Genomic DNA, 17,017 nt, shown 5'->3' with positions numbered 1-17,017 from the left:
TTTTATATCATTGTTATAATTTCATGTAACGAACAGATAGTAGGAATATCGTACTTGATTTGTGAGTTATCCCGATTCAACCATATCCCTTGCATCCCAGCTGCTGTACTACTAATCGCATCAGTCTCTAATCGATCGCCAATATAATAGCAATCTTTCATTTCAAGATTCGATTGTAATACACTTCTGTGAAAAATTTCAGGATCTGGTTTCGATATCCCAAGTTCACTAGAAGTAAATATATATTTGAAATATTGTAGAATGTTTAGAGTAGTTAACTTTTCGACTTGTTGCTCATATTCACCATTACTAATGATACCTAATGAGTACCCTTTTTCCTGCAAGGTCTGTAATGTATAGTTTACATCTTCAAATGCGGTCCAGTTGTTCTTATATAGTTCTATATATTGATTGAATTTATGCTGAGATTCCTCGGGGGATAAGTTTACTCCATATGCTTTAAATAAATGATACATTCGCATCCTTTGTTGTTCCTGAAAAGATAATTCTTTGGACAAAAATTTGTTGAAATATTCTTCTGATAATTCATGCCAGACTTTCGTTGCCTCTAATTCATTGCCTGAAAAAATAGTATTATATATTTGAAAAAAATCTATAATACCATTTCTTTCTGCAGCCTCATAATCAAGTAAAGTTCCATCAATATCAAAGAAAATCATATTACAATCTCCTTAACTACTTAGCGCTTTCTGCAAGCTCATATCCTCTTACAAACAATAAAGTCATATAAGAAACAATAAATGAGAAGATGCTGTACATGCCAACCCAAAAGAAAAATTTTGGAGTAAAGGCGATAACACCTATTATTAAAAAACTAGCAAACGTTACAATCGGCATTACGTAATACGTTTTCGTCTTGCGCGTTCCAATAACAGAAACGATAAAGATAAGTAATGGACAAATTAATAAGACGAAAATCAATTCATTCATAGGTATGTCCCCTTTTCTAATTGCAGTAATCTGTTTCTCGTAAACGTTTTGAAATAATTACTCTCCTAATATAATTTCGCTAAGTAATAACGAATCCCTCTTGAAAACTGATAATTCATGATGAATTTTACAAGCAAAAAACGTAAGCAAGAGAACACTTGCTTACGTTATAGAATAAACATCGCAACGATCGTGGTGACAATTAAACCGATAACAACCGGTAAAAAGTTTCGGCGTGCAAGTTCAAATGGATCGACTTTACAAATCGCAGCAGCAGGAATAAGTGCCCAAGGAATTAACGTCCCGCCCCCGGTCCATATAGCTGCAATTTGCCCGAGTGCTGTTAATGTAGCTGTTCCATGGCCAAGTGCTGTTCCAAAAAGATTGGCAATGGAACCAGCAAGTGATATACCTGAAAAACCTGATCCATCTAAGCCGGTAATGACACCAACGATGGTTAATGTCCCTGCCGATACATATTGATTTAAAGGAACAGTTTGAGATAAAGCGATGCCTAAGTCGTTAATGATTCCGTGTGAACCTTTCGGTAAATAGTCCCCGATAATTTTTACAAATCCACTATCTCCTAAATAAAAGAGTGCAGCGATAGGAATAACTGGTCCGAAAATTTTAAAGCCAAATTGGAGCCCTTCTATGAAATAATCGGTCGTTTTATTCAGTCCATTTCCTTTGTAGGCGATGAGGGAAATGATGATAATCATAATAACAGTCGTTCCGCCGATAAGTGCAGTTGCGTCGCTTCCTTGTAATTTAAATTGAATCATGCAAAGGATATCAATGATATATATGATAGGGATACAAATAGCGAGCCATTTTTTTATGCGAGAAGATAATGAAGTGAGCGTTTTAGAAGACTCAGTTGATGGAATAGCTTCTTGTATAGATAAGCCTGTATGAAACTCTTTTCGTAAGAAGAAAAAAGCGACAGAAGTTGTCACAATGCCCATAACGATAACGAGTGGAACACTTGCAGATACGATGCTGGAAACAGGGAGACCAGCCGCGTCTGCAGTTAATTTCGGTGCACCTTGAATAACGAAGTCTCCAGATAAGGCGATGCCGTGTCCAAATAAGTTCATAGCAATTGCAACCCCAATTGGAGGAAGGCCGACACGTACAGCAACCGGTAATAAAATAGCTCCCATTAAGGCGACAGCTGGAGAAGGCCAAAAGAAGAAAGAAATGGTCATCATTAAAAGGCCGATAATCCAGTAGGCGAGTGTAGGTGTACGAATCATTTTTGTAAATGGTGAAATCATCGTATCATTTATGCCAGTATGAACGAGTAAATTGCTCATTGATACGATAATGGAGATGATTAATATAGTTGGTAATAGCTCAGTAATGGCGTAAATGAAACTTTGAAAAATTCCGCTAATGGCAAGAGGGATAGAACTTGTTGCAGTTAATGCTAATAAAAAGATAAAAACGATACAAATGATAGTCGTATCTTTTCGGAGAATAAAAAAGGTAATAATAGTGAGTAAACAAATAATGTAGAGAGCGTGTAATAGCGTTAATTCAACTCCCATAACATTCACATCCTTTAGGCATTCGTGTAGTGTATTGTATGAAAGCAGTGAAAGTATGTGAGTATAGGAAAAAGAAAAAATGAAATTTCATGTACTGTAATGGTAAGAATGATAAATGGGTGTTACAATACAAAAAATCCTAAAAATGGAATTGAAGGAGAACTTATGTGCAAAAAAATTGGGTTTTGGGGATTTACCATATCTTGTAGTCTATTAATCACTTTAAATTTGTTTACAAACAATGAATGGATCAGTATCATACCTGTTTTCGGCTTTGTTTTTATACTGTTATATAACTGGGATGATATGAAACAATATAGTAAGAAAAGTATCGGAATTATGATAGGTGTCATTGTTGTTTGCTCATTTTTCGTAGGGTTTATTTTAATAGAAGGGCAGAAACAAATAGAGAAAACGTCTATTTTTCAAGAATGGATGTCGTCTGCAAAAGGTCTTTATATTGTAATTATAGCTGTTATTTTTCTAAGAATTATTATAAGCATAGCAAGTTACGTATTAAAGGAGAAGTAGAATGGGGGAGTACGAATGAGAGAGAAAATAGGATATTATGGTGTGCTCGTTTGTTTACTATTATCAGTTATTTCAGGACAATTCCTTAACAGTGACTGGGTACCAGCTATATTATGTATAGGAGTATTGATTTTTGCATCTATGTATCGTTGGAATGAATGGAAAGCATATAGCCGAAAAAAGAAATTTGTTTTCAGTATCGAGTTTGTCATTATTATTAGCACAAATCCGTTTTTGCTATTGAAAGGAAATGAGATAATAGATGGAATTGTAATGTTTTAAGGGTGGTTATTTATTGCGAAAATGCTGTATTTAATATGTATATTAATGTCGGTAGTGGTAATCGTTAAAAAAGTAAACGAAAAGTTATTCGTTAATGAATAAAAGAAAATGCCACCTTATTCGGTGGCATTTTTTTCTATGATTTCAACAAGGAATAACAATTAGTTCCCGATTTGATTTTGTAATAACTTCATAGCCTTCTTTTGTAATGACGATATCGTCTTCAATTCTACAACCGCCCCAGTTCGGTATGTAAATGCCCGGCTCAACTGTAACAACCATACCTTCTTGTAAAGTTACCTTACTTTCTTGGGATAGGCGAAGCGGTTCATGTATTTCTAACCCAAGACCGTGCCCAGTAGAGTGGCCAAAGTATTGACCGTATCCATGTTCTGTAATGTAATCCCTCGTTATATCATCGATACTTTTCGCAGTTTCTCCAGGCTTAATCGCTTCAGTCCCACGTTTTAACGCTTCTCGTACAACATTGTATATTTTTTTGAATTCTTCCGATGGTTCCCCTATTGCTACAGTACGTGTTATATCGGAACAATATCCGTCGTAAAGTGCACCGAAGTCTAATGTAACGATATCCCCTCGTTCGATTATTTTATTTGATGCAACTCCATGGGGAAGTGAAGAACGAACGCCTGAGGCTACAATAATTTGGAATGAAGAAGATGTAGCCCCTTTTTTTCGCATGAAAAATTCTAATTCATCTCGTACAGCATTTTCACTTATTCCTGGTTTTAGAAACGTAAGAATGTGGTGAAATGCTTCGTCCGCGATATTAGCTGCAATTTTCATTGTTTCTATTTCAGGCGTGTCTTTAATGATACGAATATTTTCGATAATTTCGCACACTTGAATCATTTCCGCCTGTACGTATTTTTGCAAGTTTTTATATTGTTGCAATGTCATGTTGTTTTCTTCAATTCCAAGTTTTTGAATGTTTAATTTCGATACTTGATGTGCAATTTCTTTTTCTAAATTTCTTTTATGCATAATAATTTCAGCATCTTTTATTTGTGATTTCGCTTGATCTACATAGCGGAAATCAGTGATAAAAACAGCTTGATCGGCAGAGATTAAGACGACGCCAGCGCTACCTGTAAAGCCTGTTGCGTATTGACGGTTTTCTTTCTTTGTAATAAGTAACCCGTCGATTCCGTAATTATGTAGTTGTTTTTGGATGTTAGTTATTCTTATATTCATTTTAATTCCTCCTTTTTACATTAATAAAGCAAGAATTGTGCCAATATATTTATTTAGAATAAAAGAGAAGAGGGTAGCTGTGTGTCAAAAAAACTAGACGGATGTAAAATAAATATATATAAAATTTTTACAGTAAGTTTTTATGTGAATGAACAATAATGTAAACTTGCAAACAAAATCTTTTTAATTTAAATATTATATTTTTTGTATAAATAAATTAAAAAATTGGTATAATAAGGGATTGTTACGTTTTTTGTAGGTAAAGAGATGTAACGAAAAAATTGGGTTAAGGAATGTGAATGTATGAAGAAATTAAGTAAAGTAATGTCATTTTGTTTGGCCGCTAGTATGCTTGTTATAACGGGGTGTGAAACAAGTGAAAACAAAGTTCAAGTGAATAAAATGATTGACCAGCTTGATGAAGCGCCAGAAGTGACAGAAAAAGAAGCAAAAAAGATTGTAAGAAAGAGTGTAGATGGAATAGCAAACGCGTTTAGTGAGATGGAAAAAGAAAATGGATGGAGCCGAAATAATCCTGGGGATTTAGAGACAGTTAAAAAAGGAGTTAAGGGATTAGTTTCAAAAAAGTTTGTAGAGAATCAGCTTCCTGAATTGCTTAATAACTTTAATAGATCGAGAGAGACTGATATGTTACCATTCCCAAATTATTTTCAATCTGAAATAAGATTTTCTTCTTCACAAGATAAAGAAAATTTAACGGTACATACATTAAGTTTAGAAGATGAAATAGGTCATGCGGCCCAAGAATGGGAATTTCATTTGGTGTATAAAGAAGGGGAATGGTTAATGGATAAATGGTCATTCGTTTTTCCTGAAGATTTAAAACTTACAAAAGAAGAAGCAAATAGAATTTTACAAATGCCAGACGATAAGAATGTGTCATTTGTAAGTGAAGAAAATAGTGGCGATAAGAAATATATATTCAAAGATAGTAACGGATTAATTACTGTAAATGCGAAAACATCTCTTATTTCATACAATGTAGATGAAAATAGGTATGAAAAAGTAACGAAAGAAATATTCAAGAAACAGAACAAGTAAAGAGAAAGGATTCCAGTGCGTATACAGGCTCAAAAGACGAGAAACAATCGCAAAAAGAATCTTCTTCAAAGATAGATAGAGCAAATGTTTTAAGCGAATTAGCTGCTATAGATAAACAAGAAAAACATACGAATGCTATGTCAACCAATGATATAGTAAATGAAATAGAAGGAAATTATGAACTGTGGGATAATAAACTAAATGAAATTTACAGTACATTAAAAAGTACGATGTCAGCTGATGCGTTCCAGTCGTTAAAAACGAAACAAATTGCGTGGGTTAAAGAAAAAGAAAGTAAAGTTAAAGCAATTGGTACTGATACAAATAACGGAACGATGAGGCGTATCGAAGCCTCAGAAGAGAAATATAAGATGACAAAAGCAAGGTGTTATGAATTAGTAAATGGGTATATGAATTAGTGTGAACGAATATAAAAAAATGCGTTGCTTATAAGCAACGCATTTTTTATTTACGCTTTTAATTTCATTACAATATCAGCATCTGGTGTTACATATACGGTTTGCTGATTGTCGTACGTAACAAAACCAAGTTTTGCACCACTCGGTTTTTTGACATGGCGTATTTTGGTGAAATCAACAGGTACAGAGCTAGACTCTTTCGCTTTACTGTAATAGGCAGCAATTTTGGCAGCTTCTAGTAAAGTTTCTTCAGCAGGCTCTAAAGAACGAATGACAACGTGAGAGCCAGGTATGTCTTTCGTATGTAACCAAATTTCATCACGGCGGGCAAACTTCGTTGTTAAATAATCATTTTGTTTATTGTTTTTACCAACGAAAATCTCTGTGCCATCACTTGCTACATATTTATCTAATACTGGTTTAGTAGGCTTTTTCTTTGCGTTTTTCGTTTTGCGATTGCGCACATAACCTTCTTCAGCTAATTCCTCACGAATTTCTTCAATATCTTTTGAAGAAGCAGCTTCCATTTGTTGAAGTAAGCTATCAAAATAAAGAATTTCTTCATTTGTTTTTTCGATTTGTTCTTCTACAACAACAACTGAATTTTTTGCTTTTTGATACTTTTGGAAATAGCGTTGTGCATTTTCAGATGGTGTTTTTAAAGGATCTAATGTAATTTTTACAGTTCCACCATTCTCATCGTAATAATTAACGACCTCAATATCTTTATCGCCCTTTTTTAAAGCGTACATATTGGCTGTAAGTAGCTCTCCAAATAGTTGATATTTATCTGCTTTTCCAGCATCTTGCAGTGTTTTTTCGAGTTTAATGAGTTTTTTCTCGTTTTTATTTTTTTCGTTTTGCATAAAGCGTTCTAAATCATGAGCTTGTTGTTTTACACGATCACGTTCTGCTTTGCCAAAGAAGAAACGATCTAACAATTCGCTCACTGATGAGAATGTTTTTTCTTCTCCTTGCAAGTGTGTAAGAGGGAAAAGATAAAAGAATTCTTTTCCATTTGCAGTAATCATTGTAGGTGTATATGCATGAGATAGTAATGGTGTTTGTATAGAGAAAAATGCTTCTGATAATGCTTTCTCGTTTGCCATACCGGCTTTCTTTACTACTTCTTTTGCAAATAATGGGGATATTCCCATGAAAGCACCGACGAGTTGTTTATCCATATTTCCAGATAGAAAGTCTAGCGGTCTAATAAAATCATCTGCGGTTTCAATTTGCAGAGGATTGATTTTATGTTGGGCTGGTGGCGCGACGTACTCAGCACCAGCATATACAGTTCGGTGACGGTTTACGGCTAATGAAACGTGTTTTAAGCTATCTAAAATCACGTTTGTTTTCGTATCTAATAAGATAATGTTACTATGTCGTCCCATTATTTCAATTACTAATGTTTTTAATGATTCGTCTCCGATTTCATTACGACTGCGAACTGTAATTTGAATAATGCGTTCTAAGTCGATTTGTTCAATTTTTTCAATAAATCCACCTTCTAAATGTTTGCGAAGAAGCATACAGAACATCGGCGGTATTGCTGGCGAATCGTAGTTTTGATTCGTTAAGTGCATACGCGCATATGTAGGATGAGATGAAAGAATTAGTTTTTGGTTCTTTCCATTCGCTCGAATATGTAATAAAATCTCGTATTTTGAAGGTTGATATATTTTGGAAATTCTTCCTGTGTAAAGAGAATTTTCAATTTCATGTGTAATCGCTCTTGTAAATAATCCATCGAATGCCATAAATGAACACTCCTTTCTAACTAAATGTTAATTATAGCATTTTTTTGGACGAGGCTGAATAAGCTTTCAATAGAGTATGTCTGGAATCAGGAGGTCGATAGCAGGATGAACTGGTATGGAATGCGAGCACATGAAGTGGAAGAAAGAACGAATACGAATGTAAAGGTTGGACTTACAGAGAAAGAAGCAGAAGGGCGAGTAAAGAAATTTGGTACTAATGAATTAGAAGAAGCAAAAAGGCCTTCTGCACTAATGGTATTTTTAGCACAGTTTAAAGATTTCATGGTACTCGTTTTGTTTGGAGCAACAATTGTTTCTGCGTTTTTAGGTGAATACATTGATTCTATTGCTATTGTTGCCATTGTTATTATCAATGGTATTCTCGGCTTTTTTCAAGAAAGAAAAGCTGAAAAATCATTGGAAGCTTTAAAGGAACTAGCCGCTCCGCAAGTTACTGTAATGCGGAATGGAAAGTGGGTAAAAGCACCATCTAAAGCACTTGTTTTAGGGGATATTATTAAGTTTTCCAGTGGTGATCGTATTGGGGCTGATGTGCGTCTTGTTGAGGCATCAAGTTTATATATTGAAGAGTCTGCTTTGACAGGGGAGTCCGTACCTGTACAAAAGAAGGTAGAAGCATTGCAAGGGCAAGATGTTGCAATTGGGGATCAAAAAAATATGGCTTTTATGGGGACAATGATTACGCGAGGGTCTGGTACAGGAGTTGTTGTAGCAACTGGTATGAATACAGCGATGGGGCAAATTGCAAATATGTTGCAAAATGCAGAGCAAATGGAAACGCCACTGCAAAGAAGGTTAGAACAGCTCGGAAAAATATTAATTATTGTAGCTCTTATTTTGACAGCGCTCGTTGTATTGGCTGGTGTGTATCAAGGGAATGAAGTATATCATATGTTTTTAGCTGGCGTATCGCTAGCTGTTGCGGCTATTCCAGAAGGATTGCCAGCAATTGTTACAGTAGCTTTATCACTTGGTGTACAGCGTATGATAAAAAAGAGAGCAATTGTAAGGAAGTTACCGGCCGTAGAAACGTTAGGCTGCGCTTCTGTTATATGCTCTGATAAAACGGGAACAATGACGCAAAACAAAATGATGGTAACACATATGTGGTCAGGCGGAGAATTGTGGAAAGTGACAGGGCAAGGATATGAACCTAATGGCTCTTTTATGAAAGGTGAAAAAGAAGTGAATCCAGCTAAGACAAAATCACTTTATCAGCTACTTACATTTGGTTCACTATGTAACAATGCAAATATTATTCAAAAGAAAAAGGCGTACGTATTAGATGGAGATCCGACAGAGGGAGCGCTTGTAGCTGCAGCAATGAAAGCTGGGATAACACGTGAGGCATTAAAAGGGAAATTTGAAATTATTCGTGAATTCCCCTTTGATTCAACTCGAAAAATGATGAGTGTTATTGTACGAGATCGAGAGGGGAAAAAGTTTATTGTTACGAAAGGAGCACCGGATGTTCTTTTGCAACTGAGTCAAACAATCTTATGGGGGGATAAGCAGCAGCCGTTAAGTGAGCTATATAGAAAAGAAGTACAGGCGGCTATTCATAGCTTAGGTAGTCAAGCGCTTCGAACAATTGCAGTTGCGTTTAAACCTTTAAAAGTCACGGATTCTATTGAACATGAAAGAGACGTTGAAAAAGATTTTATGTTGGTTGGAATACAAGGTATGATTGACCCGCCAAGGCCAGAAGTGGCGCAGGCGGTAAAAGAGTGTAAAGAAGCTGGTATTCGAACAGTAATGATTACAGGTGATCATAAAGTGACAGCAATGGCGATTGCTGAACAATTAGGAGTTTTACCACCAGATGGACGCGTTGTTGAAGGAGTAGAACTCGCGAATATGGATGTGGAGGAATTAGAAAATGTTGTAGAAGATACGTATGTATTCGCTCGTGTATCACCTGAGCATAAATTGAAAATTGTTAAGGCACTGCAAAATCAAGGACATATAGTAGCGATGACAGGTGATGGAGTGAACGATGCTCCAGCGATAAAAACAGCGGATATTGGGATAGCGATGGGAATTACAGGGACAGATGTTGCGAAAGAAGCCTCTTCACTTGTTTTACTAGACGATAATTTTGCTACAATTAAATCAGCAATTAAAGAAGGAAGAAATATATATGAGAACATACGTAAGTTCATTCGCTACTTATTGGCGTCAAATGTTGGAGAAATTTTAGTTATGTTATTTGCGATGTTACTTGCATTACCACTGCCGATGGTTCCTATTCAAATTTTATGGGTGAACTTAGTTACTGATGGTTTACCAGCGATGGCATTAGGTTTGGATAAGGCTGAAGGAGATGTGATGAAGAGAACACCGCGTCACCCGAAAGAAGGGGTATTCGCTAGAGGGCTTGCGTGGAAAATAATAAGTCGAGGGTTTTTAATTGGAGCAGTGACGTTAGTGGCGTTTATTATTGCGTATAACCAACATCCAAATGAACTGAAATATGCACAAACTGTAGCGTTCGCGACGTTGGTACTTGCTCAGCTTATTCATGTATTTGATTGTCGTAGTGAGCATTCTGTCTTTCACCGTAATCCATTTGGGAACGTGTATTTAGTAGGGGCGGTTATTATTTCGTTACTACTCATGCTAGTGGTTATATATTATCCACCGTTACAACCAATCTTTAGCACAATGCCGATACAAGCAAGAGATTGGTTATTAATTGGAGGTTTGTCATCAATTCCGACTTTCTTACTAGTAGGTTCTTTATTAACAGGGAAAAAGGCTAAGAAGAAAAAGCCGATATTATATAAGAAGGGATTAAACTTGAAATAGTCAATGTTATGAAAATGTGATATAATTTACAGAAGGTAGTAGAGCCTTGTCTCTATTACCTTTTTCATTGAGTTATTTTATGGCTTGGATGTGATAAAAATGATTTCTAGTATGACAGGGTTTGGAAGATCGAAAGTAGAAAGTGATACTTTTCAAATTACAGTAGAAATGAAATCGGTGAACCACCGTTTTTTAGAGATGAGTATTCGACTTCCTAAGCAAATGATGGTATTTGAGGACAAAATTCGTAAAATAATTGCACAGCAAGTTCGACGTGGACGCATTGAAGTGTCTATTAGTATAGCGGGTGAAGGACTTGTTGAAAGAAAATTAAGTGTGAATTGGTCACTTCTTGAGCAGTACCAATCGATGATGGAAGATATAAAAGGAAAATTTCAATTACAAGATTCTATTACACTTCAGCAATTAATGGCAATGCCAGAAGTAACAGCAATTGAAGAAATAGAAAATGTAAATGAACATTTTGAGAACAGTTTATATGAGGCTGTTCGTCAAGCTGCTCATATGTTGAAAACGATGAGAGATGGCGAAGGAGAACGATTACATAAAGATATAGCGTATCGTTTACAAGAGATTAGCAACTGTGTAAATGCAATTATTCCACATGCACCAATTGTTACACAAAAATATCGTGAACGATTAGAAAATCGCTTAAAAGAATTACATAATCAAGATCTAGATGAACAAAGATTGCTAACAGAAGTCGCAATCTTTGCAGAGCGTTGTGATATTCATGAAGAGTTAGTTCGTTTGCAAAGTCATTTAGAGCAATTTCGTGAAACATTGCAGATTGAAGAGCCTGTTGGAAGGAAAATGGATTTCATCGTGCAAGAGATGCATAGAGAAATTAATACGATTGGTTCTAAGGCAAATGACTTAACAATTTCAAAATATGTTGTAGAAATGAAAAATAACCTTGAAAAAATTCGTGAACAAGTACAAAATATTGAGTAGCTTTCAAAAAATATATAAAGTTATACGTGGTGGAGAAATCGGATAGACTTACTAGGAGGCGCAAACTATGGCCATGCGGTTTTTAAATATTGGATACGGAAATATTGTATCTGCTCATCGAATTATTGCTATTGTAAGTCCGGAGTCAGCTCCTATTAAACGGACAGTACAGGAAGCACGCGAACATAATGCTTTGCTTGATGCTACGTATGGGAGAAAAACAAGGGCGGTTATTGTTATGGATGATGGGCATGTTGTATTAAGTCCAATTCAACCAGAGACGATTGCACATCGTTTGAATAATAAAGAAGATTTAAGTGAGGAAGGGTAGGTTTTACATATTTATGAGAAGTAGAAGAGGATTGCTCATCGTTCTTTCAGGGCCTTCTGGGGTTGGAAAAGGGACGGTTCGTAAAGAGCTGTTTAGCCATGAGGATACACGTTTTCAGTACTCTATTTCAGTAACGACACGTAAGCCGCGTGAAGGTGAAGTAGATGGTGTGGATTATTTCTTTAAAGAAAGAGAAGAATTCGAGGAAATGATTCGTAATGAAAAATTACTTGAGTGGGCTGAGTTCGTAGGTAATTATTACGGAACACCGATTGACTATGTTGAAAAAACATTACAAGAAGGAAAAGATGTATTCTTAGAAATTGAAGTGCAAGGAGCAATTCAAGTTAAGAAAGCTTTCCCAGAAGGTGTATTTATTTTCTTAGCACCTCCAAGTTTATCTGAACTAAAGAGCCGTATTGTCGGACGTGGTACAGAGACTGAAGATGTTATTGAAAATCGTTTAACTGTAGCGAAAGAAGAAATCGAGATGATGGACGCTTACGACTATGTAGTAGAAAACGATCAAGTTGAATTAGCTTGTGATAGAATTAAAGCAATTGTGGTTGGCGAACATTGCCGCCGCGAAAGGGTAGCAAAATATTATAAAGAAATGACGGAGGGTCTATAATTATGTTAAATCCATCAATTGACTCATTACTACAAAAAATCGATTCTAAGTACACATTAGTAACAGTAGCTGCAAAACGCGCGCGTGAAATGCAACTTGCTAATAACTGTGTTGTAGAAAAACCTGTTTCTCATAAATGTGTAGGTAAAGCATTAGAAGAAATCGATGCAGAAGCATTAAGCTACGTACCAAGTGAAGATAAAGTAGCTGAATAAGCCTTTGCCTTCGACAAAATAAAACATAGACTTTATAATTTTCTATGTAACGGTAACAACCTATTTACAAGTAGGTTGTTATTTTTTTACGAAAGGAATGAAATATTGGTACTGACGAGCTGAGAATTCTATTTCAGTATTATAAGTTTGAAAAAGAAAGAGGACGAGTCATATGCTAAAAGGGAAAAAGATACTTCTATGTGTAACAGGAGGCATTGCGGTTTTTAAAGCAGCTGCGTTAACGAGTAAATTGACACAATCTGGCGCGATTGTAAAAGTAATGATGAGTGAGTCGGCAATGAAGTTTGTTACGCCTCTTACATTCCAAGCGCTTTCTCGCCATGATGTATATACGGATACATTTGATGAGAAAGACTCAGCTGTTATTGCTCATATTGATTTAGCAGATTGGGCGGATGTTGTACTTGTCGCACCTGCTACTGCCAATTGTATTGGAAAGTTAGCTGGTGGTATTGCAGATGATATGATTACAACTACTTTGTTAGCTACTACAGCTCCGGTATGGATTGCGCCTGCTATGAATGTGCATATGTATGAAAATAAAATAGTTCAAAAAAATATGATGACATTGAAAACGCTAGGATATACATTTATTGAGCCTGGGGAAGGCTTTTTAGCATGTGGATATGTAGCGAAGGGACGACTAGAAGAACCTGAAGCAATTATTGCACGGTTAGAGGAAGCTTTCTCAGAACACAAACCATTGCAGGGAAAAAGAATATTAATAACTGCTGGCCCAACACGTGAAAAGGTTGATCCAGTTCGCTTTATGACAAATTTTTCTTCTGGAAAAATGGGGTATGCGATTGCGGAAGTGGCAGCGAATTTAGGCGCTGATGTTATACTCGTTTCAGGACCGACAGCATTAAATCCACCGTTACATGTAACGACAGTGCAAGTGGAATCTGCACAAGATATGTTAGAAGCGGTTCTTCAACATTATCAAAACGTAGACGTTGTCATTAAAACAGCAGCAGTTGCAGATTATCGTCCGAAATATGTTCATGAGAATAAAATGAAAAAGCAAAATGGTGATGCTGTCATTGAACTTGAAAGAACGGTGGATATTTTAAAAACGTTAGGTCAGAAAAAGGATAAACAGTTACTTATCGGTTTTGCTGCTGAAACGACAAATGTAGAGGAATATGCAACGAAAAAACTACGTGAGAAAAATGCAGATATGATTGTCGCGAATGATGTAAAAGCGCAAGGAGCTGGATTTGGCACGGATACGAATATTGTAACAATGTATAGAAAAGATGGAAAAGTTATTGAGTTGCCAATTTTAATGAAAAAAGAGGTAGCTCGTGAAATATTGAAGCAAATTGAAATGATGTTAGAAGATGATCGTTTATGAAATTTGCAAGTGTAATTGTTGATGTACCTGCCCGTCAGACAGATCGACCATTTGATTACATTATCCCTAAAAAATGGGAAGATATTGTACAGACAGGAATGCGTGTAGTAGTTCCGTTTGGCCCAAGAAAATTGCAAGGTTTTATTATTGGGATTAAAGATTCGGTGGATGTAGAAAGTAAGAAGTTAAAGACAATCCATGAAATATTAGATGTAACACCGGTTTTAAATGATGAATTATTAAAGCTTGGATATTGGCTTACAAGTGAAACGTTATGCTACATGATTTCAGCTTTTCAAGTGATGCTTCCAACTGCGATAAAAGCAACGTATAAAAAACGTCTACAACTTTGTAAACAGGAAGAAATAGCACCTGAAATACTATATTTATTTCAGGATAAAGAAGCAATTGATTTTGAAGTAATCGAGCAACAGCCACATTTATACCGAACTATTCAACAAGAAATTAAAAATGGTACGGTTGAAGTCGTTTATCAAGTGAAAGATAAAGTACAAAAGAAGAAGCAAAGAGTGGTTCAGCCGGAGTTGCCAGAAGATAAATTGGAATTAGCGGCATTTGAACTGAAAAGTAAAAAACAACAAGATGTACTTTATTATTTTGTGGAAAATTATAAAAGTGCACCGTTGAAAGTAATTACAGAAGAGTTACAAATAACAGATGCTCCAATAAAAGCACTTGTTAAAAAGGGATTCATTTCAGAAAAGTATGTGGAAGTATACCGAAATCCGTATGACGATGATGATTTTGAACAAACAAAACCATTTCCACTTACGGAGGAACAAAAACAAGTTATTACACCGATTTTATCATCAATTACAAATGAAACTTATAATCCATTTTTACTATATGGTGTTACAGGAAGTGGAAAGACAGAAGTATATTTACAATCTATAGCAGCAGTGCTCAAGAAAGGAAAAGAAGCTATCGTTCTTGTTCCTGAAATTGCACTAACGCCCCAAATGGTGGATCGTTTTAAAGGTAGGTTTGGCTCACAAGTTGCAGTTCTTCATAGTGCGTTGTCTGTTGGAGAAAAGTATGACGAGTGGCGTAAGATTTTAAGAAAAGAAGTGAAAGTTGTAGTTGGTGCGCGTTCAGCTGTTTTTGCGCCTTTTGAGAATTTAGGGATTATTATTATTGATGAAGAGCATGAATCAAGTTACAAACAAGAAGATAATCCGAGGTATCATGCAAGAGATGTAGCTGTCTGGAGAGGACAATATCATAAATGTCCTATCGTTCTTGGTAGTGCGACACCAACACTTGAATCGTTTGCAAGGGCGAAAAAAGGTGTTTATGAACTATTAACAATGGAAAAACGTATGAATGAACAAGCTTTACCAACGGTAGAGATTGTTGACATGCGAGAAGAACTTCGTGACGGGAATCGATCAATGTTTTCTAAGGCGCTGCATGAAAAAATAGCAGATCGATTAGAAAAGAAAGAACAAATGGTACTCTTTTTAAATAGAAGAGGTCATTCTACATTTGTTATGTGCCGTGATTGTGGGTATGTTGTTCAATGTCCGCATTGTGATATTTCATTGACATATCATAAAATGAATCATCGTTTAAAATGTCATTATTGTAGTTACGAAGAGAATATGCCAACTGAGTGTCCAGCTTGTCAAAGTACATACATTCGTTTCTTTGGTACAGGTACACAAAAGGTAGAAGAAGAAATTACAAAACTATTTCCAGAGGCACGAGTCATTCGAATGGATGTAGATACGACAAGTCGAAAAGGAATGCATGAAAAATTATTAAAGGCGTTCGGGGAAGAAAAAGCAGATATATTACTCGGAACACAAATGATTGCTAAAGGATTAGATTTTCCGAAAGTAACGCTCGTTGGGGTGTTAACTGCAGATACGATGCTTCACTTACCTGATTTTCGGGCGAGTGAAAAGACATATCAGCTATTGACGCAAGTAAGTGGACGAGCGGGTAGACATGAATTGCCAGGGGAAGTTGTGATTCAAACGTATACGCCAGAACATTACAGTATAGAGTTAGCGAAGAACCAACAATATGATGTGTTTTTTGACCAAGAAATGCAAATGAGACGAACAAGACAATATCCCCCATATTACTATGTTGTACTCGTAACTGTATCTCATCCTGAATTATTAAAAGCGGTACAAGTGACGGAAAAAATTGCCTCGTATTTACGAACGCATTGCTCACAGCAAACAATGGTGCTAGGACCAGTTGCTTCAGCGATTCCAAGGATAAAAGATAGATATCGTTATCAATGCATGATAAAATACAAACGGGAACCAAACTTAAAGAACGTGCTCAAAATGGTAAATGAACATTATCAAGCAGAAATGCAAAAAGAGCTACAAATCTCAATTGATTTTAATCCAACAATGTTAATGTAGCGGAGGGAAATATGGCAGTTTTAGAAATAATAAAGCATCCAAATGAAGTGTTAGAAACACCATGCGAAAGAGTAATTAACTTTGATAAAAAGTTAGTGAAATTGTTGAAAGATATGCATGAAACAATGTTAATTGCGGACGGAGTCGGTTTAGCTGCGCCTCAAGTAGGTGTAAGCTTGCAAGTAGCGGTTGTTGATGTCGATGATGATACTGGGAAAATCGAGTTAATCAATCCATCAATATTAGAAAAACGTGGTGAACAAGTAGGTCCCGAAGGCTGTTTAAGCTTCCCGGGACTTTATGGTGAAGTAGAACGTGCCGATTATATTAAAGTAAGAGCACAAAATCGCCGTGGGAAAGTATTCTTATTAGAAGCGGAAGGATTTTTAGCGCGTGCAATTCAACATGAAATCGATCATTTACACGGTGTTTTATTTACATCGAAAGTGACAAGATATTATGAAGAAAACGAACTAGAATAGG

At 35.9% G+C, this 17,017-nt stretch carries 14 protein-coding genes and 2 pseudogenes; 11 read left to right on the top strand and 5 right to left on the bottom strand.

Annotation, left to right across the window (positions count from 1 at the left end; translation table 11 throughout):
- Positions 1–2: 2 nt before the first annotated feature.
- The 3 genes from QO049_RS11200 to QO049_RS11190 all read right to left on the bottom strand — a co-directional run bounded on the left by QO049_RS11200 (position 3) and on the right by QO049_RS11190 (position 2,504).
- The gene (locus tag QO049_RS11200; RefSeq protein WP_000575795.1) at positions 3–680 is read right to left on the bottom strand and encodes an HAD family hydrolase; all 678 of its coding nucleotides are present in this window, start codon (positions 678–680) and stop codon (positions 3–5) included.
- 16 nt (positions 681–696) lie between these two features.
- A complete protein-coding gene (locus QO049_RS11195; protein WP_001003933.1) occupies positions 697–951 on the bottom strand; it encodes a YbeF family protein in 255 nt (84 codons plus the stop codon).
- A gap of 167 nt (positions 952–1,118) precedes the next feature.
- The gene (locus tag QO049_RS11190) at positions 1,119–2,504 is read right to left on the bottom strand and encodes a hypothetical protein (protein ID WP_000537865.1); all 1,386 of its coding nucleotides are present in this window, start codon (positions 2,502–2,504) and stop codon (positions 1,119–1,121) included.
- Between the two features lie 165 nt (positions 2,505–2,669).
- Here QO049_RS11190 and QO049_RS11185 point away from each other — a divergent pair, with 165 nt between their 5' ends.
- Together QO049_RS11185 and QO049_RS11180 are read left to right on the top strand one after the other, a co-directional pair.
- Positions 2,670–3,035, top strand: a complete 366-nt coding sequence (locus tag QO049_RS11185) for a YoqO family protein (protein ID WP_246961031.1) — start codon at positions 2,670–2,672, stop codon at positions 3,033–3,035.
- A gap of 15 nt (positions 3,036–3,050) precedes the next feature.
- Positions 3,051–3,419 (top strand): annotated as a pseudogene (locus QO049_RS11180) (YoqO family protein).
- Positions 3,420–3,461: 42 nt separating this feature from the next.
- Here the strand turns inward: QO049_RS11180 and QO049_RS11175 are convergent.
- Positions 3,462–4,532, bottom strand: coding sequence for a M24 family metallopeptidase (locus QO049_RS11175; RefSeq protein ID WP_284489275.1), 1,071 nt, complete (start codon positions 4,530–4,532; stop codon positions 3,462–3,464).
- A 303-nt stretch (positions 4,533–4,835) separates the two neighbouring features.
- Between QO049_RS11175 and QO049_RS11170 the strand changes: the two are divergent.
- Positions 4,836–6,013 (top strand): annotated as a pseudogene (locus QO049_RS11170) (lysozyme inhibitor LprI family protein).
- A gap of 50 nt (positions 6,014–6,063) precedes the next feature.
- On the opposite strand, the gene QO049_RS11165 reads toward QO049_RS11170, so the two are convergent.
- Entirely contained in the window at positions 6,064–7,773 is a 1,710-nt protein-coding gene (locus QO049_RS11165) for an Rqc2 family fibronectin-binding protein (protein WP_000863279.1), read from the bottom strand.
- 105 nt (positions 7,774–7,878) lie between these two features.
- On the opposite strand from QO049_RS11165, the gene QO049_RS11160 reads away from it, so the two are divergent.
- The 8 genes from QO049_RS11160 (at position 7,879) to def (ending at position 17,016) form a co-directional block, all read left to right on the top strand.
- Positions 7,879–10,602: a calcium-translocating P-type ATPase, SERCA-type gene (locus tag QO049_RS11160; protein ID WP_001104775.1), complete on the top strand. Its 2,724-nt coding sequence runs from the start codon at positions 7,879–7,881 to the stop codon at positions 10,600–10,602.
- 99 nt (positions 10,603–10,701) lie between these two features.
- Complete coding sequence (locus QO049_RS11155) at positions 10,702–11,577, top strand: YicC/YloC family endoribonuclease (RefSeq protein ID WP_000625869.1); 876 nt, start codon at positions 10,702–10,704, stop codon at positions 11,575–11,577.
- Positions 11,578–11,644: 67 nt separating this feature from the next.
- Positions 11,645–11,908, top strand: a complete 264-nt coding sequence (gene remA, locus QO049_RS11150) for an extracellular matrix/biofilm regulator RemA (protein WP_001251456.1) — start codon at positions 11,645–11,647, stop codon at positions 11,906–11,908.
- Positions 11,909–11,921: 13 nt separating this feature from the next.
- Positions 11,922–12,539, top strand: a complete 618-nt coding sequence (gene gmk / locus QO049_RS11145) for a guanylate kinase (protein WP_001257741.1) — start codon at positions 11,922–11,924, stop codon at positions 12,537–12,539.
- Between the two features lie 2 nt (positions 12,540–12,541).
- Positions 12,542–12,754 carry a DNA-directed RNA polymerase subunit omega gene (rpoZ, locus tag QO049_RS11140; protein WP_000933960.1) on the top strand — a complete coding sequence of 71 codons (213 nt, stop codon included), beginning with the start codon at positions 12,542–12,544 and terminating at the stop codon, positions 12,752–12,754.
- A gap of 172 nt (positions 12,755–12,926) precedes the next feature.
- On the top strand, positions 12,927–14,132 hold the full coding sequence (gene coaBC / locus QO049_RS11135) for a bifunctional phosphopantothenoylcysteine decarboxylase/phosphopantothenate--cysteine ligase CoaBC (protein WP_000911749.1): 1,206 nt from the start codon (positions 12,927–12,929) through the stop codon (positions 14,130–14,132).
- Complete coding sequence (gene priA / locus QO049_RS11130) at positions 14,129–16,534, top strand: primosomal protein N' (RefSeq protein ID WP_000666715.1); 2,406 nt, start codon at positions 14,129–14,131, stop codon at positions 16,532–16,534. Before coaBC ends, priA begins: the two co-directional genes overlap by 4 nt.
- Positions 16,535–16,545: 11 nt before the next feature.
- A complete protein-coding gene (def, locus tag QO049_RS11125) occupies positions 16,546–17,016 on the top strand; it encodes a peptide deformylase (RefSeq protein ID WP_000279455.1) in 471 nt (156 codons plus the stop codon).
- Position 17,017 lies beyond the last annotated feature (1 nt).

The organism is Bacillus sp. RB3, assembly GCF_030164735.1.
In the GTDB taxonomy this organism is placed as follows: Bacteria; Bacillota; Bacilli; order Bacillales; family Bacillaceae_G; genus Bacillus_A; species Bacillus_A cereus.
This window is presented reverse-complemented; position numbering and strand designations above follow the sequence as displayed.